Here is a 23,457-nt window from a genome sequence, read left to right on the forward strand (position 1 = left end):
CGATTCAATCGTCCCGGCCCACCCGTTTATCTTGTCTCAGGTCGCGCCTTACAGGTCGGCGGCGTCCTCGACGGTGGAGAGGAATTCCGTGAGCCTGTTGGCGGCTGCCATGACGGAGGGGCCATGCTGGCGTCCGGGCTGGCGACCCATGCGCTCGATGGGGCCGGAGATGGACAGGGCGGCCAGGACGCGTCCGGAGGGGCCGCGCACGGGGGCGGACACGGAGGCGACGCCCGGCTCGCGCTCACCCACGGACTGTGCCCAGCCACGGCGGCGCACCTCGGAGAGCATGGTGGCGTTGAAGGAGGCGCCGTACAGGCCGCGGTGCAGGCGGTCGGGCTCCTCCCAGGCCAGCAGGACCTGGGCGGCGGAGCCGGCGCTCATGGAGAGCGTGGCGCCCACGGGGATCGAGTCGCGCAGGCCCATCTCGCGTTCGGAGGCGGCCACGCACACGCGGTAGTCGCCCTGGCGGCGGAAGAGCTGGGAGGATTCCTTCGTGTGGTCGCGAAGAGCCTGGAGGACCGGCATGGAGGCCTGGAGGAGGCGGTCTTCGCCGGCGGCGGAGGAGAGTTCCTGGAGGCGGGGGCCGAGGATAAAACGTCCCTGCATGTCGCGGGCGACCATGCGGTGATATTCGAGAGCGACGGCCAGTCGATGGGCGGTGGGGCGAGCAAGCCCCGTGCTGGAAACGAGTTGGGCGAGGGTGGCGGGTCCCGCCTCGAGAGCGCTGAGAACCAACGCAGCCTTATCGAGAACGCCAACGCCACTGGATGTTTGCTCTTCCATACAACTATTTAATATCTCAGCTTTTGAGATGGCAAATTGTCGGATAGTGAAACAGGTCAAAGCGGCGTCCGAGACGTGAGATCAGCGGGTCGCATGGCGGATAAGGCGGTTCCATTGATGGCGAAGCATGAATGACACCGTGTCTCCAAAGTGGGGATCAGAGGAGGAACAATGAGCGGAACGATGGCAGAAAAGGTGTGGCGCGACCACATCGTGTCCAAGGGGGAAAACGGCGCCCCCGACCTGCTCTACATCGACCTCCACCTCGTGCACGAGGTGACGAGCCCCCAGGCGTTTGAGGGCCTGCGCCTCGCCGGACGCCAGGTGCGTCGCCCTGACCTGACGATCGCGACCGAGGACCACAACACGCCCACGGTCAACATCGACCAGCCGATCGCGGACATCACCAGCCGCACCCAGATTGACACCCTGCGCAAGAACGCCGAGGAGTTCGGCGTGCGCCTGCACTCCCTGGGCGACGCCGACCAGGGCATCGTCCACGTGGTTGGCCCCCAGCTGGGCCTCACCCAGCCCGGCATGACGATCGTGTGCGGTGACTCCCACACCTCCACCCACGGCGCGTTCGGCGCGCTGGCCTTCGGCATTGGCACCAGCCAGGTCGAGCACGTGCTCGCCACCCAGACGCTGCCGATGGCCCCCTTCAAGACCATGGCGATCACCGTCAACGGTTCCCTTCCCGAGGGGTCGACGGCCAAGGACATCATCCTCGCCGTCATCGCCAAGATTGGTACCGGCGGCGGCCAGGGCTACGTCCTGGAGTACCGCGGCCAGGCCATCCGCGAGCTCTCCATGGAGGGCCGCATGACGATTTGCAACATGTCGATCGAGGCCGGTGCCCGTGCCGGCATGATCGCGCCCGATCAGACGACCTTCGACTACATCAAGGGCCGCCCCCACGCCCCTGAGGGCGAGGACTGGGATCGCGCCGTCGAATACTGGTCCTCGCTGGCCTCCGACGAGGACGCCGTCTTCGACGCCGAGGTCATCCTCGAGGCCGCCGACATCGAGCCCTTCGTCACCTGGGGCACCAACCCGGGCCAGGGCGTGCCGCTGTCCGCGAGCGTCCCCGCCCCCGAGGACTTCACCGACGAGACTGCCCGCGCGGCCGCTGAGCGCGCCCTGGAGTACATGGACCTCAAGGCCGGCACCCCGATGCGCGACATCGCCGTGAACACCGTCTTCATCGGCAGCTGCACCAACGGCCGCATCGAAGACCTGCGCGCCGCAGCCGGCATCTTCAAGGGCCGCCGCAAGGCCGAGGGCGTGCGCGTCATGGTCGTGCCCGGCTCCGCCCGCGTGCGCCTCCAGGCCGAGGCCGAGGGCCTCGACAAGATTTTCACCGACTTTGGCGCCGAATGGCGTAACGCCGGTTGCTCCATGTGCCTGGGCATGAACCCCGACACGATGAACGCGGGAGACCGTTCGGCCTCCACCTCCAACCGCAACTTCGAAGGCCGCCAGGGCAAGGGCAGCCGCACGCACCTGGTGTCCCCGCTCGTCGCGGCTGCCACCGCCGTGCGCGGCACCCTGTCCTCCCCGGCCGACCTCTGAGGCTCGCCCTCCGCCACCCGACAGCGGGGGAGGGCCCCGGCCTCGTCCCCCACGGAAGAAAAGACTCAACCACCCATGGAAAAGTTCATCACCCACACCGGTATCGGCGTCCCGCTGCGCCGCTCCAACGTCGACACCGACCAGATCATCCCCGCCGTCTACCTCAAGCGCGTGACCCGCACGGGCTTCGAGGACGCCCTCTTCGCCGCCTGGCGTGGCGACCCGGAGTTCGTCCTCAACCAGGATGCGTACAAGAACGGCTCCGTCCTGATCGCGGGCCCCGACTTCGGCACCGGTTCCTCGCGTGAGCATGCCGTGTGGGCGCTCAAGGACTACGGCTTCCGCGTCGTCCTGGCCCCCAAGTTCGCCGATATTTTCCGCGGAAACTCCGGCAAGCAGGGCCTGGTCACCGGCATCATCTCCCAGGAGGACTGCGAGTCCCTGTGGAAGCTCCTCGAGGCCGAGCCCGGCACCGAGATCACCGTCTCCCTCGAGGACAAGACGTGGCGCGCCGGTGCGATCTCGGGCACCTTCCAGATTGACGACTACGTGCGCTGGACCCTCATGGAGGGCCTGGACGACATCGCCCTGACTCTGCGTCATGAGGACGAGATCGCGGCTTACGAGGCCGCGCGCCCCTCCTTCAAGCCGCGCACGCTCCCGGCGAAATTCTTGCCCAAGGAAGAAGTTGTGTCGGCTCGCGACTGAAAGCACTGCGCATACTGGCCCCTACCTAGCTAGAGTAGGGGCCAGTTACGTCATAGTGAGGAGCACTCATGTCATCGATCCTTCAGGTTGAGGGCGGCCACCCGCTGCGCGGTGAAATCACGGTGCGCGGCGCGAAAAACTTCGTCCCCAAGGCGATGGTTGCGTCGCTGCTCGCCGACACCCCCTCTGAGCTCTACAACGTGCCGCTCATCCGCGACACGGACGTGGTGTCGGACCTGCTGAGCCTGCACGGCGTCCAGATCGACTTCGATCAGGACCGCGGCACGCTGCGCATGGACCCCTCGAACGTCAAGATCGCCTCGCGCTCTGACATCGATACGCTCGCGGGCGCCTCGCGGATCCCGATCCTGTTCTGCGGCCCGCTGCTGCACCAGCTGGGCGAGGCGTTCATCCCCGAGCTGGGCGGCTGCGCGATCGGTGGCCGTCCCATCGACTTCCACCTGGAGACGCTGCGCAAGTTCGGCGCGATCGTCGACAAGCAGCCCGACGGCGTGCACATCAAGCGCCCCGCCTCCGGCCTGCACGGCGCGATCATCGAGCTGCCTTTCCCGTCCGTGGGCGCGACCGAGCAGACGCTGCTCACGGCCGTGCGTAACGAGGGCATCACGACCCTGAAGGGCGCGGCCATCGAGCCGGAGATCCTCGACCTCATTAACGTCCTGCAGAAGATGGGCGCGATCATCTCGGTGGACACGGACCGCACCATCCGTATCGAGGGCGTCGCGAAGCTGACCGGCTACCGTCACACGGCCCTGCCGGATCGCATCGAGGCCGCCTCGTGGGCCGCGGCCGCCCTGGCTACCCGCGGCGACATCTATGTGCGCGGTGCACACCAGCCCGACATGACGACGTTCCTCAACACCTTCCGCAAGGTGGGCGGCGCCTTCAACATCGACGCTGACGGCATCCGCTTCTACCACCCGGGCGAGCCGCTGCACTCGATCGCCCTGGAGACGGCCGTGCACCCGGGCTTTATGACGGACTGGCAGCAGCCCCTCGTTGTCGCCCTCACCCAGGCCGAGGGCCTGTCGATCGTGCACGAGACCGTGTACGAGAACCGTTTCGGCTTCACCGAGGCACTGCGCAAGATGGGCGCGAACATCCAGGTCTACCGTGAGTGCCTGGGTGGGACGCCCTGCCGTTTTGGCCAGAAGAACTACTACCACTCGGCGGTCATCTCGGGCCCGACCCCGCTGCACAGCGCGGATATCGAGGTTCCTGACCTGCGCGGTGGCTTCTCTCACCTGATCGCGGCTCTGGCTGCGTCGGGCACGTCCACCGTGTCGGGCATCGACGTGATTTCGCGCGGTTACGAGCACTTCACGCGCAAGCTCCACCAGCTGGACGCTCGCGTGCGCTACCTGGACGCCTGAGATCATGGCCGCATCGGGCGTGCGCCGCAGCATTTTGTTGCTCGTCTCGTCGATGTCGGCGGGCGGGCGCAGCGTGCGCCTGGGGCCGCGCATCGTGCGCATCCTGCGCGGCGGCGGCTGGGAGGTCGCGGTTCGCCTGACGACGCCCGGCGACGACCCGGCGGCGATTGCCGGCGAGGTCGCGTCCGGATCCTTCGTCGCGGCTCTGGGCGGGGACGGGTACCTGGGCGCCGTGGCGCGCGGGTGTCACGAGTCCGACGCGATCTTCGTTCCCATGCCGGGCGGTCGCGGCAACGACCTGTGTCGCGCGCTGGGGATCGGCACGGATCCGCTGGTGCGCGCGCGTTCCCTGGCTCCGCTGGGCTTTTCTTCCGACGAGGCCGGGGCTGACTCCTCGGACTGGCTGGCCTCCCGGGTGCGTCCCTTGGACGGCATGTGGGTGCGCTCGCGCGAGGGCGTGCGCCTGGCTCTCGGCATCGTCTCGATCGGCCTGGACGCACGAGCGAACATCCTCGCGAACGAGTCCTCGCTGACGTCTGGTCCGTTGGCTTACGGCTACGGGGCCTTCGCGGCCCTGGCCTCGCATGAACCCACCGAGATCGTGGCGACCGTGGACGGGGTCGAGCGCAACATGAGCGGGTGGATCGCCTCGGTGTCCAACTCCGGACGTTTCGGCGGCGGCATCACCCTGGTGGAATCCTCCGACATGAGTGACGGCGTCCTCGAGGTGTGCCACGTCGGCCCCCTGTCGCTGTCTCGCGCCCTGCCGGTGCTTGCCCGCGTCGTCGCCGGACGCGCGAAGGCACACCCGGCCATTGAGGTGGAGAGCGCCCGCGTCGTCTCCTTCGCTGCCCCCGCCGGCATGATCGCCATGGCGGATGGTGACCGCATCGCCTCGATCCCCTTCACCGTCGATGTCGCCCCCGGGGTCGTGTCTGTCCTGGTGTGAGGTCCGTGTGGGCCAGCGCGCCGACGGAGCGGTCCCCGTAGAATGAAGCCATGAGTGCTGTCTCCGGCTTTTACACCTTCGCGAAGGGCGTGCTGACGCCCATCATGACGCCCTGGATCAAGTTCACCGTGAGCGGTGAAGAGAACCTGCCCGCCGAGGGCGGCTTCCTCCTGGTGCCCAACCACCTGTCCAACGTGGACCCGCTGTGCCTGTGCTGGTACTTCATGAAGCGCGACACCGCCGTGCGCTTCCTGGCGAAGAAGTCGATGTTCTCCGTGCCGGTGTTCGGCTGGATCATCAAGGGCATGGGGCTGATCCCCGTCAACCGCGACTCCAACCCCTCGGCCGTCCTTGCACCCACCCGCGAGGCCCTGAAAGCCGGCGAGGTCGTCGGCATCTTCCCGGAGGGCACTCTCACGCGTGACCCCGACCAGTGGCCGATGGAATTCAAGTCGGGTGCCGCCCGCCTGGCCCTTGACACGGGCGTGCCCGTCATTCCCGTCTCGCAGTGGGGACCGCAGGACATCATGGCCCCCTACAACGCCAAGGGCATTGACATGCGCCCGGGGCGTCCCGTCGCCTACCACTTCGGCGAACCCGTCGACCTGTCAGACCTCATGAGCCCCGCAGGGTCGGAGGATCACGAGGCTGTTAACGAGGCGACCAAGCGCATTAGCGACGCCGTGCGCGCGGGCGTGGGCAAGCTGCGCGGACTGCCCGTCCCCGAGCAGGTGTGGGACCCCACCACGCAGGCCGGCCCCTGGTGGGAAGAAGAGCTCGCGAAGAAGGCCAAGAAGGCGAAGAAGGCCCGCAAGAAGGGTTAATCGCGGATATCGATCACCATGCGCACCGGGTTGGACAAGAATCCGATCTGGAATTGGCGCGAGGTCGGCGCCCCGATGACGACGTGCGTGTTGTCCTCGAAGGTGCCGTCCGAGACGACGTCCAGGTCACCCGCGCGCGTGTGAGTCCCGCCCGGGTAGGGAGTCTCGGTCGCCGTCATCGGCGTGCCGTCGATGACCAGATCCAGGACCGCCTCGCCGTCGACCTGGATGGGCAGGCCTCGGCCCTGTTCCACGGCCTCATCCGTCCACGCCGCACGCCACACCCCCGGCGTGCCCTCGCCCGAAAACTCGAGCACGACCCGCGTGAAACCGTCGTGCGTCGCCGCGCGAATCCCGGTCAGCGCCAGAGCCTTCGCCGGGTCATCCGAGCGCACCGGAGGCAACCCCTCCACGTTCGACATCCAATTGTCGGCGTTGATCGGCTTGGTTGCGTCCAGACCCCGCTCGGACGTCGGAGTGGTCTCCGGCGCCGCGCTCGCGGTCGGAGACGCCGTGGGGGAGGAGGAGCTCGGCGAGGCCGCGGCTGACTGAGGCGTGTCCGTTGGGGCTCCGGGCGCGCACGCACCCAACAGGAGCAGACAGGCGGCCGCGCTCGCGGCGAGGGCTCGACGGTGAGACACAGTTCCTCCTGGTGCGGGTCGGTTGTTTCGATCCTAGTAGAATGGCCTCGACAGGGAGGTCTCGATGAGTATGACAACAGCAGCGGTCCTGGGAACGGGCGCCTGGGGAACCACGTTCGCGCAGGTGCTCGCCGACGCGGGCGTGAGCGTGACGATGTGGGGGCGTAACGCCGACACGATTGCGTTCATCAATGGGGGAGAGAACCCCACCTACCTCCCGGGGATTGAGCTCTCGGAGCGCATCAACGCGACCACGGATATCGCTGAGGCCGTCGCCGGTCGCGAGCTCGTCGTCGTGGCCGTGCCCGTGAAGGCCGTGCGTGCCACCCTGAGCGCCGCGCGCGAGTCCTTCGCCCCCGACGTCGCCCTGCTGTCCCTGGCCAAGGGCCTGGAGCTCGGCTCCCTCAAGCGCGTCGACGAGATCATCGCCGAGGCCTCGGGCGTGCCGAGTAGCCGCATCGCCGTCCTGTCCGGCCCGAACCTCTCGCGCGAGATCGCGGAGCGCCAGCCCACGGCCACGGTCGTGGCTGCAACCGACGTGGAGCTGGCCAAGGAGATCGCGAAGGCCTGCCACAATTCCTACTTCCGCCCCTACGTGTCCACCGACGTCGTGGGCACGGAGATGGCGGGTGCGACCAAGAACGTCATCGCGGTCGCGATCGGTGCGGCCGAGGGCATGGGCCTGGGCATCAACACGCGCTCGACCCTCATCACCCGCGGCCTGGCGGAAATGACGCGCCTGGGCACCGCGCTTGGCGCCGATCCTGCGACCTTCGCGGGCCTGTCCGGCATCGGCGACCTCGTCGCCACCTGCTCCTCGCGCCTGTCGCGTAACTTCTCCCTCGGCCACCGCCTCGGCTCCGGCATGGGACTGGCCGAGGCCCTGGCCCTGTCCCCGGGCGTCGTCGAGGGTGTCGCGTCGGCCTCGCCGATCCTCCAGGTCGCGGCCTCCGTCGGCGTCGACATGCCGATTACGGGCGCCGTCGTCGAGGTCGTCGAGGGACGCGCCAGCATCGAGGACATGGGTCGCATGCTGCTCGCACGCCCGCAGAAGATGGACGGCTGGAAGATCGAGCTGGTCTAAACGCCGCGCACGCGGGCGTGAAAAGCCTCCCGCGCGGTAGTCTTGGACCCATGACTGCAATTTCTCGTCCTCGCGTCCTCATCGTCTTCGGTGGACGCTCCTCCGAGCATGAGATCTCGTGCTCGACGGCCGCCGGTATCCTGACCGCTATCGACCGCACCAAGTGGGACGTGATCCCGCTGGGTATCACGCGCGACGGCCAGTGGGTGCGCGTCGCCGATGACCCGTCGGCGCTGGAATTCAAGGATGGGAAGGGCCAGTCCGTCACCGCCGGATCGACCCGTGTCGCGCTCACCCCTGGCGAGGGCAACCTCGTCGAGCTCACCTACGAGGGCGACCCGGATGCCCCGGACTCACGGGTCATTGGCGTGGAGGACCTGGGTCACGTGGACATCGTGTTCCCGCTCCTGCACGGCCCCTACGGCGAGGACGGCACCATCCAGGGGCTCTTCGAGATGGCCGGCGTGCGCTACGTGGGCTGCGGCGTGACCTCCTCCGCCGTGTCCATGGACAAGCACCTCACCAAGACCGTCCTGGCCGCCGCCGGCATCGACGTGGGCCAGTGGGAGCTGGTCACCGCCCGCCAGTGGGACGCCGACGCCACCGCCTGCATGGACCGCATCGAGCGCCTCGGTTTCCCCGTCTTCGTCAAGCCCTGCCGCGCCGGCTCCTCGGTCGGCATCTCGCGCGTGACCTGCCGCGAGGACCTGCCCGTGGCCATCAAGGAGGCCGCGAACCACGACCCGCGCATCATCGTCGAGGCCTCCGTCTCCGGCCGCGAGGTCGAGTGCGGCGTCCTCGGCTCGCGCTCCGACTGGCGCAGCGGCACCGCGCCCCTGGGCGAGATCGTCGTCCCCGAGGGCGAGTTCTACGACTACGAGCACAAGTACGTGGACGACGTGGTCGGCCTGTCCTGCCCGGCCGACGTCGCCCCCGAATACGCCGATCGCATCCGCGAGACCGCGTGGCGTGCCTTCGACGCCCTCGAGTGCGAGGGCCTGGCGCGCGTCGACTTCTTCCTCGACGAGGCCAGCGACACCGTCATCATCAACGAAGTGAACACGATGCCCGGTTTCACGCCCATCTCGATGTACCCGCAGATGTGGGCCGCCGCAGGCCTCTCCTACCCGGAGCTGCTGACCGAACTGCTGACCGAGGCCGCTCAGCGCCCGCTCGGCCTGCGCTGAGAACCCAGCCAATGCCTCGTTAATCAACTAATTCCCACGATAGAAAGATAACTATGACGGCCCATCCCAAAGTCACCCTGGTGACCTGCAAGTCCATGCCCAACCTCTTCAAAGGCGAGGAAGGTCTGCTCGACGAGCTGGCGGCGCGCGGGTGCGACCCCCAGATCAAGGTATGGAACGACCCCGACGTCGACTGGTCCGAGGCCGGGATGGTCGTCGTGCGCTCTGTGTCCGACTACGCGAGCGACCGCCAGGCGTTCCTGGAGTGGACGAAGCAGCTGCGTCGTGTGCAGAACTCTGCGGACGTGCTGAACTGGAATACGGATAAGCATTACCTCAAGGAACTGGCGGCCCTGGGTATGCCCACGATTCCCACGAACTGGCTGGAGCCCGAGCAGAACCTGTCCAAGCATCAGATCCACACGCGCTTTCCGGCCTTCGGCGAGTTCGTCGTCAAGCCCGCCGTGTCCTCTGGCGTGCGCGACATCGGTCGCTACACGACCGTCGACACCCGCCAGCGCCAGGCCGCCATGCGCCAGGTCCAGGGCCTGCTCGGTGAGGGCCGTTCCGTCATGATCCAGCGCTACGTCGAGGAGATCGACCTGCACGGCGAGATCTCGCTCGTCTTCTTCAACGGCCTGGTGTCCCACGCAGTCGAGAAGCGCTCCGCCCTGCACCCCGCGTCGGTCAGCGACCCTTCCGTCCACGAGGCCGTGGTGACCGCCGAGGCCGCCGACTCCGTCGCGTGGAAGTGGGGCGAGGAGATCCGTCGCGTCCTGCACGGCTACGTGCGCTCGCGCCTGGGCCACGACGAGCAGTTCCTCTTCAACCGCGTGGACCTGGTCCCCGACGGCAAGGGCTCCTTCCTGGTCATGGAGGTCTCCCTCGTGGACGCCGACCTGTACCTGGGCGCCACCCCCGGCGCGCTCGGCAACTTCGCCGACGCGATCTCCGCGCGCGCCCACTGGTGACGCACGCCACCGCCGTGAGGGCAGTGCTCGAGTTTCCAAGCTCGGGTGGGTAGTGCTAGACTCTACCCGTTGCCTTCACGGCGACGCGATGGTGGCTGTAGTTCAGTTGGTAGAGCACCTGGTTGTGGTCCAGGACGTCGCGGGTTCGAGTCCCGTCAGCCACCCCATTGCCCCGGCGCTTGTGCGCCGGGGTTTTTGTTTCTGGAGTATGCTTGGAGCAATCCATTTGACCGGACAAAGGAGTTCTCATGCCCAGTGTGATCGCATACGGCTGTGACGATGCCACCACCCAGTTCCGCCCCCTGCAGATCGACATTCGCGAACCAGGCGAGGGGGAGATCTACTTCGACGTCGCCTACGCGGGCATCTGCCACTCCGACATCCACGCCGCCCGCGGCGAGTGGGGCCCCGTGTCCTACCCGCTCGTGCCCGGTCACGAGTTCGTCGGTACCGTCGCCAAGGTCGGTCCCGGCGTCACCAAGTTCAAGGTGGGGGACCGCGTGGGTGTGGGCTGCATGGTGGGTTCCTGCGGCACGTGCGAGATGTGCGAATCCGACTATGAGCAGTGGTGCACCTCGACGCCCGGCACCCTGTGGACCTACCGTGCCGACGCTGAGGGCAACCCGACGACCGGCGGCTACTCGCGCGGCTTCACCGTGCGCGAGGACTTCGCGCTCCACGTGCCGGAATCCCTCGACTTCTCCGCCTGCGCGCCCCTCCTGTGCGCCGGCATCACCACCTACTCGCCGCTCAAGCATTACAACGTGGGCCCCGGCTCGCGCGTCGCCATCCTCGGCATGGGCGGCCTCGGACACGTGGGCGTGCAGATCGCCAAGGCCATGGGCGCGGAGGTCTCCGTCATCTCCCACGGTCGCTCCAAGGAAGCCGACGCTCGCCGCTTCGGCGCCGACCACTTCTACGCCACCAGCGAGGAGGGCGTGCTCGAGTCCCTGCGCGGCTCCTTCGACCTGATCCTGTGCACCGTGTCCGCCGACGGCCTCGACTACGCCGGCTACATGGCCGCCCTGCGCCCCTACGGCGTCTTTGTCGATGTGGGTCTGCCCACCGAGCCCGTCTCCCTGCCGCTGCGCGCCTTCGTCAACGGCGGCAAGTCCTTCGCCGGCTCCCAGATCGGCGGCATCGCCGAAACCCAGGAGATGCTCGACTTCTGCGCCGAGCACGGCGTCATCCCGCAGGTTGAAATGATCAGCGGTGAGGAGATTACCGAGGCCTACGACAACATCGTCGCCTCGCGCGTGCGCTACCGCTACGTCATCGACACCTCGACGTTCCCCGAGATTGCGTGAGCGTGAGCGACTAACAGGAAAGCCCCAGGCCGAGTGGCCCGGGGCTTTCCCAGTGCTGGAGCGGATGACGGGAATCGAACCCGCGTGATCTGCTTGGAAGGCAGAGGCTCTACCATTGAGCTACATCCGCGTACCCCCGAAGGGGACACGAAGATCCTAGCGGGTATTGTCCACGTGCGCGACATTTACACGCGCCTCCCGTATGATGGGGCACCGGACACCAGTCCAACGGGGTGTAGCGCAGCTTGGTAGCGCATCTGCTTTGGGAGCAGAGGGTCGCAGGTTCAAATCCTGTCACCCCGACCAACCGCGGCCACAGCGTCGCGGTTTTTTCATCCGATCCCGGGGGAGTCCATGCCGTCCTATCGCACCATCATGACGGTCACGACTCTGGCGCCCGGGCGCGCCCCCGAAGAAGTCGAGGCCGCCGCCCGCTCCGTCACCCGGCTCGAATCCTGGGACATCGCCATCGCCTCCGGCCAGCCTCGCGTCACCGCGCGTTTTACCGCGACAGACGACGCCGAAGCCCGAGCCATTCACCGCGAGATCACCGCCGCCGTGCGCCTCGTCGCCGACGTGCCCCGCGCCCGCTTAGCAGCCGTCGTGCGAGGGCGCTCCCACTACCTCGCCCCCTGAGTGCGCCCGGCAGCGTGGGCGGCCCCCGCCTCGTGAATGGGGGAGAGTGGCACGTGCCCGTGTGGCGTTGCGCACTCGAAGCGCCCGTAGAGGGGTGGATATGCCCACTTACGGCCCGCGAATGAGGACATTAACGGGGCCGTGGCGTACACTAAGCGAGTTGTTATGCGCCCGAAATGGGCGTTCCCCCGATTTGTAGACTACGGAGCGTACGCACGTGAAGAGCACCGTTGAAACCCTCGAGCCCACCAAGGTTCGTCTGACCGTTGAGGTTCCCTTCGAGGAACTGAAGTCCGAAATGGACAAGGCGTACAAGGAGATCGCCGGACAGGTCAACATCCCCGGCTTCCGTAAGGGCCACGTGCCTCCGCGCATCATCGACCAGCGCTTCGGCCGCGCCGCCGTCATCGAGCAGGTCGTCAACCAGGTCCTGCCCGGCCACTACTCCGACGCCGTCAGCGAGAATGACCTGCGTCCCCTGGCCCAGCCCACCGTCGACGTCACCGAGATCCCCAACGTGACTGGCGCGCAGGGTGGCCAGCTCGTCTTCACCGCCGAGGTTGACGTCGTCCCCGACTTCGAGCTGCCCGAGATCGACGAGAAGCTCGTCGTCGAGGTCGAGCCCACCGAGGTCACCGAAGAGGACGTCGAGAAGGAACTCGAGGACCTGCGCGGCCGCTTCGCCACCCTCAAGACCATCAACCGCAAGGCCAAGACCGGCGACTTCGCGACCATCGACCTGGTCGCCACCATCGACGGCAAGCAGGTTGACTCCGCCTCCGACGTCTCCTACGAGATCGGCTCCGGCTCCATGCTCGACGGCCAGGACACCGCCCTGCGCGGCACCAAGGCCGGCGAAGAGGTCACCTTCACCTCCAAGCTGAAGGGTGGCGAGCACGAGGGCGAAGAGGCCGAGGTGACTATCACCATCAAGGCTATGAAGACCCGCGAGCTGCCCAAGGCTGACGACGACTTCGCTCAGATGGTCTCCGAGTTCGACACCATCGACGAGCTCAAGGAAGACCTGAAGAAGCAGGCCGCCCAGTCCAAGGAGTCCCAGCAGGCCCTCGCCGCGCGCGACGCCCTCATCGACCTCCTCCTGGACAAGGTCGAGATCGTCCTGCCCGAGTCCGCGGTCGACCACCAGGTCGAGCACCGTGTCGGCGAGGACGCCAAGCCCAAGGCCAAGAAGGAAGCCCGCGAGGCCGTCGAGAAGGAAATCCGCACCGAGCTGCTCTCCGAGGCCCTGGGCAAGAAGTTCGACGTGCAGGTCTCCCAGCAGGAGCTGATCGACTACGCGATCCAGATGTCGCAGAACTTCGGCATCGACATCAACCAGCTGTTCTCCTCCTCCCAGCAGATGGCCAACGTCGTGGCCGACCTGGGTCGCTCCAAGGCCCTCATCGAGGCCCTGAAGGTCGTCACCGTCAAGGACACCAACGGCGCCGACGTCGACCTGAGCAAGTTCTTCGGCACCGATCCCGCCACCGAAGAGGGCGCGGAGATCATCACCGAGGTTGCCGACGAGCAGGAGTGAACCGCGGCGGGTGAGCCCGCTGACGAGTGACTAACTCTTGGCTGAGGGGGTGGGGCGCGAGCCTCACCCCCTCAGTGCATCTGTCTGGCGCATGTGCCGACAGCGAAACGACGGCCCGGCGCGCGCACGAGCGGGCGCACAGCGGGTACGGTTGACAGCAATGGGGCCGACTGGGCCCGCGAACAGACGAGGAGGTACGCGTGAGCGTGCACAATACCGGGGCTGCCGGCGAAGGCTCGCAGCTGGGACTGGGCGACTCGGTCTACCAGCGCCTGCTCAAGGAGCGCATCATTTGGCTGGGCGGCGAGGTTCGCGATGACAATGCGAACGCGATCTGCGCGCAGCTGCTGCTGCTCGCGGCCGAGGATCCAGACCGCGACATCTACCTGTACATCAACTCGCCTGGCGGCTCGGTGACGGCCGGCATGGCCATCTACGACACGATGCAGTACATCAAGCCGGACGTCGTGACGGTCGGCATGGGCCTGGCCGCGTCGATGGGCCAGTTCCTGCTCACCGCGGGCGCCCCCGGCAAGCGCTACATCACGCCCCACACCCGCGTTCTGCTGCACCAGCCCCTGGGCGGAGCCGGCGGCTCCGCGACGGAGATCCGCATTAACGCAGACCTGATCCTGGGCATGAAGAAGGAACTCGCTGCCATCACCGCGTCTCGCACGGGTAAGACCGTCGAGCAGGTGGAGGCGGACGGCGATCGCGACCACTGGTTCACGGCGCAGGAAGCCCTCGAGTACGGCTTCGTCGACCGCGTGATCGACACCCCGCAGGAGATCGGAACGCGAGGAGAGAACTGATGAGCACCCAGCCCTACTTTGAGGCGGTCGCCCGCCAGATGCCCCAGGCCCGCTACGTGCTGCCCGACTTCGAGGAGCGCACGGCCTACGGTTTCCGCCGTCAGAACCCCTACACGAAGCTGTTCGAGGATCGCATCGTGTTCCTGGGCGTGCAGGTGGACGATGCCAGCGCGGATGACGTCATGGCGCAGCTGCTGGTCCTGGAGTCACAGGATCCCGATTCGCTGATCACTATGTACATCAACTCGCCCGGCGGCTCCTTCACGGCGCTGACCGCCATCTACGACACGATGCAGTACATCAAGCCGCAGATTCAGACGGTGTGCCTGGGCCAGGCCGCCTCGGCTGCCGCCGTGCTGCTGGCCGCAGGTTCGCCCGGCAAGCGTCTGGCGCTGCCCAACGCCCGCGTCCTCATCCACCAGCCGGCGATGGAGGGCATGCAGGGGCAGGCCTCGGACATCCAGATCGTGGCTGACGAGATCGACCGCATGCGCGCGTGGCTCGAGGACACCATCTCGAAGCACTCGGGCAAGCCGGTGGAGCAGGTGCGCCGCGACATCGAGCGCGACAAGATCCTCACCGCCCCGCAGGCCGCCGAGTACGGTCTGATCGACCAGGTGCTGGAGTCCCGCAAGGCTCTGTGACGCTGTCTTCATTGACGAGGCCGTGGTCCCCCGCGCTTACGTGTGCGGTGGGTGCCACGGCCTCGTTGTCGTGTGTCTAGATGCTTGCCGTGTGATACGGCTCGGCTTCGGGTGAACTTTTCATAACAATAGGCGTGGCTACGCGGAAAACTGGCCCGCGTGCACTACGTTGTTTGCTAGTAAGTGCGAAAGCGCATCCGACCGAACGGCAAAACGTTCAACACCTTGGAGGTCTCGTGGCTCGTCTGACTGATGGCGCGGAACTGCTCAAGTGCTCTTTCTGTGGGAAGAGCCAGAAGCAGGTGCGTAAGCTCATCGGTGGCTCCGGCGCGTATATCTGCGACGAGTGCATTGAGCTGTGCAACGAGATCATCGAAGAGGAACTCGGTTCACAGCAGCCCTCCTCGTCGACGACGCCGCTGCCAAAGCCGCGTGAAATCAACGAATTCTTGAACACGTGGGTGATCGGCCAGGACCGTGCTAAGCGCGCCCTGTCAGTGGCCGTGTACAACCACTACAAGCGCGTGCGCTCTCGCGAGGCCGGCAACGCTGAGGACATGCTGGGCACCAAGTCCAACATCCTGCTGCTGGGCCCCACGGGCACGGGTAAGACCCACCTGGCGCGCTGCCTCGCTCGTCTCCTCGACGTGCCCTTCGCGATCGTGGACGCGACCGCCCTGACCGAGGCCGGCTACGTGGGCGAGGACGTGGAGAACATCCTCCTGCGCCTCATCCAGGAGGCCGACGGCGATATTAAGAAGGCCGAGAAGGGCATCATCTACGTCGACGAGATCGACAAGATCGGCCGCAAGGCTGAGAACGCCTCCATCACCCGCGACGTGTCGGGCGAGGGCGTGCAGCAGGCCCTCCTGAAGATCATCGAGGGCACGGTCGCCTCCGTGCCTCCCACGGGTGGACGCAAGCACCCCCACCAGCAGTTCCTGGAGATCGACACCTCCGGCATCCTGTTCATCGCCGCCGGTGCTTTCGCGGGCATCGAGGACATCGTGAAGGCCCGCCTGGGCCGCCGCTCCACGGGCTTCGGCTCCGAGCTGAAGAGCACCTCCGAGATGGGCGACCTCTACGAGGCCGTGTCCGCCGAGGACCTCCACAAGTTCGGCATGATCCCCGAGTTCATCGGCCGCCTGCCCATCCTGACCTCCACGAAGGAGCTGACGGAGGAGGACCTCGTTCGAGTCCTCACCGAGCCGTCGAACTCCCTCGTGCGCCAGTACCAGCACCTCTTCGAGCTGGACAACATGGACCTGGAGTTCACGCACGAGGCGCTGCTGGCGATCGCTGCGCGCGCCAACGAGCGTAAGACGGGTGCCCGTGGCCTGTCCTCGATCATGGAGCAGACCCTGTCGGACCTCATGTTCGATCTGCCCAGTCGCGACGACGTCGCCCGCGTGGTCATCACCCGCGACCTCGTCGAGGGCGTCGGTCCCGCCGAGCTCTACCCGGAACGCTCCTCGGAAGGCAAGCGCAGCGCCTGAGTCCGCCCGCTACACTGAGGTCAGTTGAGACCTTAGGGGGGGAACAATGGCACAGCGTGACGAGGCCTCGGTGGCCGCTTCGGCGGATGCGGGCGTGAGCGGCATTCCCGCCGAGCTGGCGGAGGCTCGCGCAACGATCGACAACATCGACGCTGCCCTCGTGCACATCCTCGCCGAGCGTTTCCGCTGCACCCAGCGCGTCGGGCACATCAAGGCCCGCCTCGACCTGCCTCCCGCCGACCCGGACCGCGAGGCTCGCCAGGTCGAGCGCCTGCGTACCCTGGCGGCATCCTCCGGCCTCGACCCCGATTTCGCCGAGAAGTTCCTGGGCTTCATGGTCCGCGAGGTCATCCGCCACCACGAGGACATTAAGGCCGAGTACGACGAGGGTTCGTGCCTCTAAACTGCACGTTGGGGGAGGGCCCAGCCCCGTCCTCGTGAACTCTCAGGGTTGTCTGATGAAATTCTGCGCAGGCTCCCCGATAGTTTTCAGGTAGCTTTCAGGGTTGTGGACTGTAATCTATACAGGCAGTGAGAACCATTGCCGATAAGCAGTCCTCAAGGAGTTTTCGATGAAGAATCGCGCACAGACGCGTGCCCTTGCCGTCATCGCCATCACCCTGGCGGCGGCCCTCAGCGCATGTGGATCGACCGGATCGTCCAGCTCGTCTGCCTCGTCGCCGTCCAGCTCGAAGAGCCCGGCCTCGGCGGCTGAAGGCGATGCCAACCTCCTCTTCGCCCAGTGCATGCGCGAGAAGGGCTTCGATGTGCCCGACACCGGCCTGACGCCCGATCAGCTCAACGACCACAACCCTGCCTTCGACGCCGCGATCAACGAGTGCATGGCGAAGATGCCAGGAATTGCCGGTGACGACAACATCGCGAACGACCCGGCGGCACGTGAAGCCATGGTCAAGGCAGCCCAGTGCCTGCGTGAGGCCGGATACGACGTCAAGGACCCGCAGGCCGGCGAAGGCATCAGCGTCAAGGACATCCCCGAGGACGTGCTCAACAAGTGCTTCCAGCAGGCGGGGGCCGCCAAGTGAAGCGTCCGCGAACCCCACGCCCCGCGGCTGCGCTTGCGATCCTCGCGATCGGGGCGCTGACCCTGTCCGCATGCTCCGGTACCAACGCAGAAGCCCAAGCTCCCCAGTCTTTTGACGGTGCGACCGCGACCGTCACCCGCGGAGACTTGGTGGGGGAGACCACCGTCCAGGGAACCCTCCACTACGCCGACTCCTACACGCTCAAGAGCGCCTTCGAAGGCGTCGTCACCGCCCTTCCCACGCCCGGCACGACCCTCACTCAGGGATCGCACGTCTACACGGTCGCCGGCAACAACACGTACCTGCTCCACGGCGCAACCCCCGCCTGGCGCGCGTTCGAGGAGGGCATGAGCGACGGAGAGGACGTTACCCAGCTGGAGACGGCGCTGTCCGAGCTCGGCTACTTCGAAGCCACCCCCAACGCCCACTTCGACTGGAACACGATCGCGGCGATCAAGAAGTGGCAGAAGGCCCTCACCCTGCCCCAGAACGGTACGTTGCCGCTGGGCACCGTCCTCTTCGCCCCCGAAGACCTGCGCATCGGCGCGCTGAAGGCCCGCGTTGGCGACAACGCGACGATGGAGACGGAACTGTTCACGGCCTCGTCCTCGCGTCAGGTGATCTCCGCGAATCTGAAGCTCTCCGACCAGGCCCTCGGCGTCGTTGGAAACTCCGTGACCGTGCGCCTGCCCGGCTCCGCCACGACGACGACCGGAACGATCAGCTCCGTCGAGCCGCCGCGCGAAAAGGCCAGCGAAGAAGGCAGCAAGGACGCCAACAAAGAGCGGATCATCCCGGTCACCATCACCCCCGACGACCCCGCCGCCCTCGAAGGGCTGCAGGAGGCATCCGTCTCCCTCGGCCTGACCTCCGAGACCCGTACGGGCGTGCTGTCCGTGCCCCTCGGTGCCCTTGTGGCCCTCAGCGCTGATCAGTTCGGCGTCGAGGTCGTGGATGAGAAGGGCGAGATTCGCCGGGTTCCCGTCACCGTCGGCCTGTTCGCGGGAGACCGCGTCGAAGTGAGCGGCGACGAGATCGCCGAAGGCCAGCGCGTGGTGGTGCCCAACCGATGAGCCACATCCTGCAACTGACCGACGTGCACCGGTCCTTCGGCAGCCCGCCCGTGCACGCCTGTAACGGAGTGTCCCTGGCCGTCGACGAGGGCGAGTTCGTCGCCATCGTCGGGCCGTCCGGCTCCGGAAAATCGACCCTGCTCAACCTCATTGGAACGCTTGACCGGCCGACCTCGGGGAGCGTGTGCATCAACGGCACGGACGTGTCCTCCCTGCGTGATACCGAACTGTCGGGAGTGCGCTCTTCGCTGATCGGATTCGTCTTCCAGCAGTTCCACCTCACGGCCGGCGTCTCCGCCCTCGACAATGTCGCGGACGGACTGCTCTACCGGGGCGTGCCGCGGGCCAAGCGCCGCGAGGCCGCGCGTGAGGCACTGACCCGCGTGGGCCTCGGGCACCGTATGGACCACAAGCCCCACCAGATGTCGGGTGGCGAACGCCAGCGCGTCGCCATCGCCCGTGCCATCATCGGGCACCCGGCCCTGCTGCTGGCCGACGAGCCCACCGGTAACCTCGACTCGCGTTCGGGCGCGTCCATCGTCGCCCTCCTGCGAGAGCTCAACGAGGCCGGCACGACCATCATCGTGATCACCCATGACAATGACCTGGCGGCCTCGCTGCCCAGGCAGATCGCCATCCGCGATGGCGAGATCGTTTCCGACTCCGCGCACCCGGGAGGTGACCATGGCGAGTAAGAAGAACACGGGTACCGGCCGCTCTGCGCTGCGCCTCTCGGACGTCGCGCGGCTGGGCCTGACGGGCCTGCGGGCCCGCCCCATGCGAGCCATCCTCTCGGCGCTCGGCATCGCGATCGGCATCGCGGCCATGGTCGGCGTCGTCGGCGTCTCGGCGTCTTCTCAGGCCCGCCTGCAAGAACAGCTGCGGGCGCTCGGCACCAACATGCTGACCGCGCGTAGCGGCGCGGACCTGTCGGGAACGGACCTCATCCTGCCCGAGGACTCCGTCGGACGCACGCGTATGATCCCGGGCGTCACCGACGCGGCGTCCACGTCGGCGCTGAGCGGCGTCTCCGTGTACCGCTCGCGCCTGTCCGACCCGAACGCGACTGGCGGCATTATCACGATGGCAGCCGACACGAACCTCCTGAAGGTCGTCTCCGGGACCATGAAGAAGGGCGCGTGGCTCAACGATGCCACCGCGAAGTACCCGGGTGTCGTCCTGGGCTCGAAGGCCGCGCAGCTGCTCGGCGTCGTCGAGCCGGGTACCCAGGTGTGGCTGGGCGGCATGTCCTTCACCGTCCTGGGCATCATGGATCCGGCTCCCTTGGCCGAGGAACTCGATAACGCCGCGCTCATTGGCGTTCCCGCCGCGGGCACGTACTTCGACGCGGGCAAGACACCCACGATGATCTACGAGCGCTCATCCGAGGACCAGGTGGAGAACGTGCGCGAGCTCCTCGGTCCCACGCTCGCCCCGCAGGGGGCCACCGGCCTGAAGGTCTCGCGCCCCTCCGACGCGCTGGCCGCCCAGAACGCGGCTGACCAGACCCTCACGACGCTGCTCGCGGGTGTCGGCTCAATCGCCCTGCTCGTTGGCGGCATCGGCGTGGCCAACACGATGATCATCTCCGTCCTGGAACGCCGAAAAGAGATCGGCCTGCGCCGGTCTCTGGGCGCCAAGCGGGGGCACATCACCGTGCAGTTCCTGGCCGAAGCCCTGCTCCTGTCCTTCCTTGGAGGACTTGCCGGATGCCTCATCGGCGCGGGCGTCACCTGGGGCATGTGCTACGCGTACGGCTGGCCGCCCACCCTGCACTGGTGGGTGATCGCCGCAGGCCTCGGCGCAACCCTCCTCATCGGCGCCGTCGCCGGGCTCTACCCCGCGATCCGAGCGGCTCGCACGCCGCCCACAGCGGCTCTCGCTTCGCAGTAGGTCGCTCACCCACAAAAGCCGTGGCCGGCTCGCCAACCCCGATACCGATCGGGGGAGCGCGAGCCGGCCACGGCCTCGTTCGTGGGCGCGTCAGTCCTGCACGGGGCCGCCGTAGATCTCGTCGATGACGGGCGCGAGGCGGCGCGTGGCCTCCAGGCGCTTGACCTTCAGCGAGGGCGTGAGCAGGCCGTTCGCCTCCGTGAAGTCGGTGGTGAGGACCTTGATCTTGCGGATCGACTCGGCGCGCGAGACGTGCTCGTTCGCGGAGGCCACCGCTTTTTCCAGGGAGGCCAGGACCTCGACGTTCGTGGCCGCCTCGGCAACGCTCATCGGGGGCAGCGAGTGGGCGGCGAGCCAATCGGGGAGCATCTCCGCGTCCAGCGTGATGAGCGCGGCGATGAAGGGCCTCTGGTCGCCCACGACGAGGACCTGGGAGATGAGCGGGTGGGAGCGCATCGGGTTTTCGAGGGCGGCCGGGGCGACGTTCTTGCCGCCCGCCGTCACGATGATCTCCTTCGCGCGGCCCGTGATGGACACGTAGCCGTCGCGGTCCAGGGACCCCAGGTCGCCCGTGCGGAACCAGCCGTCGTCGGTGAAACAGGCGGCCGTGGCCTCGGGGTCGTTGTGGTAGCGCTGGAAGACGCTCGAGCCCTTGAGCAGGATCTCGCCCTCGTCGCTGATCTTGAAGGACATGGGCGGCAGGGCCGGGCCCACGGTGCCGATCTTGGATAGGCGGGGTGTGTTGACGGAGACCGGGCCGACCGTCTCGGTCAGGCCATAGCCCTCCAGGACGGGGATGCCGATGCCGCGATAGAAGTGCGCGAGCCAGGTCGCCAGGGGAGCGCCGCCCGACACGATGTAGTCCGCGTTGCCGCCCACCAGGCGGATGATCTGCTGGTAGACGAGCTTGTCCGCCAGGGCGTGCTGGGCCTTGAGCGACGAGGTCGGGCCCTCCTCAGTGTCGAGGGCCTGGGAGTAGGCGATCGCGACCTTGGCCGCCCAGCGGAAGATCTTGCGCTTGGGGCCGGAGGCTTTCGTGTCCGCCGAGTTGTAGATCTTCTCCAGGACGCGCGGGACGACCAGGAGGTAGCTCGGCTTGAACGACGCCAGGTCGTTGAGCAGGTTCTTGATGTTGGAGGCATGGCCGAGGACGCCGTTGCCGCTGATCTGGAAGACCTGCAGGAAGCGCGCGAACACGTGGGCGAGGGGCAGGAAGAGGAGCAGGCGCGAGTCCTTGCCCGCCGCGATCTCCGGCATCCACGCGTGGGCGTTCAGGCACAGGTTCGTGAAGTTCTCGTGGGACAGGACCGTGCCCTTGGGCGTGCCCATCGTGCCCGACGTGTAGACGATGGTTGCGATGTCGTCCTTCGTGAGGGCTTCCGAGCGGGCGAGGACTCGCTCGCGCGGGGTGGCCGCGCCGTCCGCGATGAGGGTCTCGATGGCCTCGGAGTCCAGGGAGAAGACGTGCGTGTTGTCCCGGTTTTCTCTCTCGGCTGCCGCGCGCACGATCTCCGCCATGGACACGGTCTCGGTGATGATGAGGGTGACGTCCGCGTCGACGAGGACGTGGGCGACCTGGTCGATGGAGCTGGTCTCGTAGATGGGCACGGGGACGAGGCCGGCCGCCCAGCACGCGAAGTCGAGGAGCGTCCATTCGTAGCGGGTGCGGCTCATGATCGCGACGCGGTCTCCGGGCTCGAGGCCCCGCGCGATGAGGCCGGCGGCCACGGCGTGGACCTCGTCGTAGAACTCGCGCGCCGTGATCGAGCGCCACGTGTCACCGATGCCGATCTTGCGCAGGATCAGCGGGCGGGTGGCACCGCGCTGCACGCGCTCTTTGAGCAGGTGGGGGATCGTCGTGTGCTCGTCGATGCGCACCAGGACGGGGGCGTGCCACTCGAGGGCTTCGGTGGTCGTCTGCGCCTGCGTCGTCTCGTCAATGGTGGACGAGGCCGGGGTTTCTTCGGCGGTCATGTCTGCTCTCTGGTCGCTGGGCGGTGCGCGCCGCGGGACGGGGCCAGCGGCGCAGCTGTTGCTTCCCCTATCCTACGCGACCGTAGGGTGGGGGAGTAAAACTCTCAAACTGAGGATGCTGTTTGTGCTACCTGACGTCGCCGTCAAGGACCTCAAGGAACTGATAGACAGATTCGGGTAGGGTAACTCGCCCTTGCCTCGCAGATTGCACGGCGAGTATGAGTACCTGATCCTCCATGACGGCGAAAACGATGCGAAGCCGCTGGCGAAAACCGATCGCATGGATTGATGGGTGAAGATCGGGACGCGCTTCACCGCGATGAGGGAACTCAGCGAGACGGGATAGAAAATCGCGTAGGGCAGCGAGGTAAGCATCAGTTGTCTGTTCTGAGCCCGTGAGGGTCAGAAGTTCGCCGCGAAAGTTGACGAGGTCGTGGTATGCGGTATCGCCAATCGCAAGGCGTCGTTGGGGTGCCACTACTTCAGTCCCCATGCAGCCGTCAGCTCATCGAGAGTGTGCGCAGTTTCCGGGTGCTCAAGGTAGTGTTCGAGGGCGGGTAGAGCATTCTCACGGAGCCACCTCTCGTATTCCTCGCGCTCGCGGGCTTCCCGCCGTGCTTCGAGGGCAGCGATTGCCTCTTCGTAGAAAGCGGGGGAGACCAGGACTGCGCGGGTCTGTGCACCGCGTGAGCGAAGCTCGACGGGTTCGACTTGGGCGGCGGCGATGTATTGAGCCTGATTCTGGCGAAAATCAGAGAGCGTTGCGGTTGACATGTACTAATTGTACAAGTTGTTAGGAGATTGCGTGTTGTTTCGTGGTGGCATGTTCATGACTTCGGGCGCCAGAACGACGTGATGTCGCCTTCTCCGCGAGCTGATGCTGGACTAACAGCTGTGTCTTTCCGTGCTTGAGACAGACAAGG

Annotated in this window: 24 protein-coding genes and 3 tRNA genes; 21 read left to right on the top strand and 6 right to left on the bottom strand. The window is 66.8% G+C overall.

What is annotated here, in order from left to right:
- Positions 1 to 48: 48 nt before the first annotated feature.
- Positions 49 to 786, bottom strand: coding sequence for an IclR family transcriptional regulator (locus tag HMPREF1137_RS06155; protein WP_003793025.1), 738 nt, complete (start codon positions 784 to 786; stop codon positions 49 to 51).
- A gap of 171 nt (positions 787 to 957) precedes the next feature.
- On the opposite strand from HMPREF1137_RS06155, the gene leuC reads away from it, so the two are divergent.
- From leuC to HMPREF1137_RS06180, 5 genes are all read left to right on the top strand, one after another.
- The gene (leuC, locus tag HMPREF1137_RS06160) at positions 958 to 2,358 is read left to right on the top strand and encodes a 3-isopropylmalate dehydratase large subunit (protein WP_034497144.1); all 1,401 of its coding nucleotides are present in this window, start codon (positions 958 to 960) and stop codon (positions 2,356 to 2,358) included.
- A gap of 75 nt (positions 2,359 to 2,433) precedes the next feature.
- Positions 2,434 to 3,066 carry a 3-isopropylmalate dehydratase small subunit gene (gene leuD, locus HMPREF1137_RS06165; protein WP_007590116.1) on the top strand — a complete coding sequence of 211 codons (633 nt, stop codon included), beginning with the start codon at positions 2,434 to 2,436 and terminating at the stop codon, positions 3,064 to 3,066.
- A 68-nt stretch (positions 3,067 to 3,134) separates the two neighbouring features.
- Positions 3,135 to 4,460: a UDP-N-acetylglucosamine 1-carboxyvinyltransferase gene (murA, locus tag HMPREF1137_RS06170; RefSeq protein ID WP_007590108.1), complete on the top strand. Its 1,326-nt coding sequence runs from the start codon at positions 3,135 to 3,137 to the stop codon at positions 4,458 to 4,460.
- 4 nt (positions 4,461 to 4,464) lie between these two features.
- The gene (locus HMPREF1137_RS06175; RefSeq protein WP_007590124.1) at positions 4,465 to 5,409 is read left to right on the top strand and encodes a diacylglycerol/lipid kinase family protein; all 945 of its coding nucleotides are present in this window, start codon (positions 4,465 to 4,467) and stop codon (positions 5,407 to 5,409) included.
- 50 nt (positions 5,410 to 5,459) lie between these two features.
- On the top strand, positions 5,460 to 6,233 hold the full coding sequence (locus HMPREF1137_RS06180; RefSeq protein WP_007590083.1) for a lysophospholipid acyltransferase family protein: 774 nt from the start codon (positions 5,460 to 5,462) through the stop codon (positions 6,231 to 6,233).
- On the opposite strand, the gene HMPREF1137_RS06185 is transcribed toward HMPREF1137_RS06180, so the two are convergent.
- Positions 6,230 to 6,874 carry an AMIN-like domain-containing (lipo)protein gene (locus HMPREF1137_RS06185; protein ID WP_231284043.1) on the bottom strand — a complete coding sequence of 215 codons (645 nt, stop codon included), beginning with the start codon at positions 6,872 to 6,874 and terminating at the stop codon, positions 6,230 to 6,232. The two genes, HMPREF1137_RS06180 and HMPREF1137_RS06185, sit on opposite strands and share 4 nt — an antisense overlap.
- 64 nt (positions 6,875 to 6,938) lie before the next feature.
- Between HMPREF1137_RS06185 and HMPREF1137_RS06190 the strand changes: the two genes are divergently transcribed.
- From HMPREF1137_RS06190 to HMPREF1137_RS06210, 5 genes are all read left to right on the top strand, one after another.
- Positions 6,939 to 7,958 (top strand): NAD(P)H-dependent glycerol-3-phosphate dehydrogenase, encoded by a 1,020-nt coding sequence (locus HMPREF1137_RS06190; protein ID WP_007590090.1) that lies wholly within the window; start codon positions 6,939 to 6,941, stop codon positions 7,956 to 7,958.
- Positions 7,959 to 8,008: 50 nt separating this feature from the next.
- Positions 8,009 to 9,145 carry a D-alanine--D-alanine ligase family protein gene (locus HMPREF1137_RS06195; protein ID WP_007590132.1) on the top strand — a complete coding sequence of 379 codons (1,137 nt, stop codon included), beginning with the start codon at positions 8,009 to 8,011 and terminating at the stop codon, positions 9,143 to 9,145.
- Positions 9,146 to 9,198: 53 nt separating this feature from the next.
- The gene (locus HMPREF1137_RS06200) at positions 9,199 to 10,116 is read left to right on the top strand and encodes an ATP-grasp domain-containing protein (RefSeq protein WP_007590097.1); all 918 of its coding nucleotides are present in this window, start codon (positions 9,199 to 9,201) and stop codon (positions 10,114 to 10,116) included.
- 91 nt (positions 10,117 to 10,207) lie between these two features.
- Positions 10,208 to 10,283 (top strand) — tRNA-His (locus HMPREF1137_RS06205).
- An 81-nt stretch (positions 10,284 to 10,364) separates the two neighbouring features.
- Positions 10,365 to 11,423, top strand: coding sequence for an NAD(P)-dependent alcohol dehydrogenase (locus tag HMPREF1137_RS06210; RefSeq protein ID WP_007590114.1), 1,059 nt, complete (start codon positions 10,365 to 10,367; stop codon positions 11,421 to 11,423).
- Positions 11,424 to 11,479: 56 nt separating this feature from the next.
- Here the strand turns inward: HMPREF1137_RS06210 and HMPREF1137_RS06215 are convergent.
- Positions 11,480 to 11,553: transfer RNA gene (locus HMPREF1137_RS06215), tRNA-Gly, on the bottom strand.
- A 99-nt stretch (positions 11,554 to 11,652) separates the two neighbouring features.
- On the opposite strand from HMPREF1137_RS06215, the gene HMPREF1137_RS06220 reads away from it, so the two are divergent.
- The 11 genes from HMPREF1137_RS06220 (at position 11,653) to HMPREF1137_RS06270 (ending at position 20,560) form a co-directional block, all read left to right on the top strand.
- Positions 11,653 to 11,729: transfer RNA gene (locus HMPREF1137_RS06220), tRNA-Pro, on the top strand.
- 48 nt (positions 11,730 to 11,777) lie between these two features.
- Positions 11,778 to 12,059 carry a hypothetical protein gene (locus HMPREF1137_RS06225; RefSeq protein WP_007590119.1) on the top strand — a complete coding sequence of 94 codons (282 nt, stop codon included), beginning with the start codon at positions 11,778 to 11,780 and terminating at the stop codon, positions 12,057 to 12,059.
- Positions 12,060 to 12,276: 217 nt separating this feature from the next.
- The gene (gene tig / locus HMPREF1137_RS06230) at positions 12,277 to 13,596 is read left to right on the top strand and encodes a trigger factor (RefSeq protein WP_007590088.1); all 1,320 of its coding nucleotides are present in this window, start codon (positions 12,277 to 12,279) and stop codon (positions 13,594 to 13,596) included.
- A 200-nt stretch (positions 13,597 to 13,796) separates the two neighbouring features.
- A complete protein-coding gene (locus HMPREF1137_RS06235) occupies positions 13,797 to 14,408 on the top strand; it encodes an ATP-dependent Clp protease proteolytic subunit (RefSeq protein WP_007590095.1) in 612 nt (203 codons plus the stop codon).
- Positions 14,408 to 15,052, top strand: coding sequence for an ATP-dependent Clp protease proteolytic subunit (locus HMPREF1137_RS06240; RefSeq protein ID WP_003794993.1), 645 nt, complete (start codon positions 14,408 to 14,410; stop codon positions 15,050 to 15,052). Before HMPREF1137_RS06235 ends, HMPREF1137_RS06240 begins: the two co-directional genes overlap by 1 nt.
- 236 nt (positions 15,053 to 15,288) lie before the next feature.
- On the top strand, positions 15,289 to 16,548 hold the full coding sequence (gene clpX, locus HMPREF1137_RS06245; protein WP_007590125.1) for an ATP-dependent Clp protease ATP-binding subunit ClpX: 1,260 nt from the start codon (positions 15,289 to 15,291) through the stop codon (positions 16,546 to 16,548).
- A gap of 46 nt (positions 16,549 to 16,594) precedes the next feature.
- Positions 16,595 to 16,951, top strand: a complete 357-nt coding sequence (locus tag HMPREF1137_RS06250; RefSeq protein WP_007590106.1) for a chorismate mutase — start codon at positions 16,595 to 16,597, stop codon at positions 16,949 to 16,951.
- A 169-nt stretch (positions 16,952 to 17,120) separates the two neighbouring features.
- Complete coding sequence (locus HMPREF1137_RS06255; protein ID WP_007590112.1) at positions 17,121 to 17,594, top strand: hypothetical protein; 474 nt, start codon at positions 17,121 to 17,123, stop codon at positions 17,592 to 17,594.
- A complete protein-coding gene (locus tag HMPREF1137_RS06260) occupies positions 17,591 to 18,667 on the top strand; it encodes a peptidoglycan-binding protein (protein ID WP_007590117.1) in 1,077 nt (358 codons plus the stop codon). Before HMPREF1137_RS06255 ends, HMPREF1137_RS06260 begins: the two co-directional genes overlap by 4 nt.
- A complete protein-coding gene (locus tag HMPREF1137_RS06265; RefSeq protein ID WP_007590082.1) occupies positions 18,664 to 19,362 on the top strand; it encodes an ABC transporter ATP-binding protein in 699 nt (232 codons plus the stop codon). The genes HMPREF1137_RS06260 and HMPREF1137_RS06265 overlap by 4 nt, the downstream gene beginning before the upstream one ends.
- A complete protein-coding gene (locus HMPREF1137_RS06270; protein ID WP_007590121.1) occupies positions 19,352 to 20,560 on the top strand; it encodes an ABC transporter permease in 1,209 nt (402 codons plus the stop codon). Before HMPREF1137_RS06265 ends, HMPREF1137_RS06270 begins: the two co-directional genes overlap by 11 nt.
- Before the next feature lie 90 nt (positions 20,561 to 20,650).
- Here the strand turns inward: HMPREF1137_RS06270 and HMPREF1137_RS06275 are convergent, their stop codons facing one another.
- The 3 genes from HMPREF1137_RS06275 to HMPREF1137_RS06285 all read right to left on the bottom strand — a co-directional run bounded on the left by HMPREF1137_RS06275 (position 20,651) and on the right by HMPREF1137_RS06285 (position 23,308).
- Positions 20,651 to 22,534, bottom strand: a complete 1,884-nt coding sequence (locus tag HMPREF1137_RS06275) for an AMP-dependent synthetase/ligase (protein ID WP_007590110.1) — start codon at positions 22,532 to 22,534, stop codon at positions 20,651 to 20,653.
- A gap of 127 nt (positions 22,535 to 22,661) precedes the next feature.
- Entirely contained in the window at positions 22,662 to 23,027 is a 366-nt protein-coding gene (locus HMPREF1137_RS10650; protein ID WP_081493522.1) for a type II toxin-antitoxin system RelE/ParE family toxin, read from the bottom strand.
- Positions 23,012 to 23,308, bottom strand: a complete 297-nt coding sequence (locus HMPREF1137_RS06285; protein ID WP_007590085.1) for a type II toxin-antitoxin system Phd/YefM family antitoxin — start codon at positions 23,306 to 23,308, stop codon at positions 23,012 to 23,014. Before HMPREF1137_RS06285 ends, HMPREF1137_RS10650 begins: the two co-directional genes overlap by 16 nt.
- Between the last annotated feature and the right edge of the window lie 149 nt (positions 23,309 to 23,457).

Origin of the sequence: Actinomyces sp. ICM39, from assembly GCF_000282935.1 — a bacterium.
Taxonomy (GTDB): domain Bacteria; phylum Actinomycetota; class Actinomycetes; order Actinomycetales; family Actinomycetaceae; genus Pauljensenia; species Pauljensenia odontolytica_B.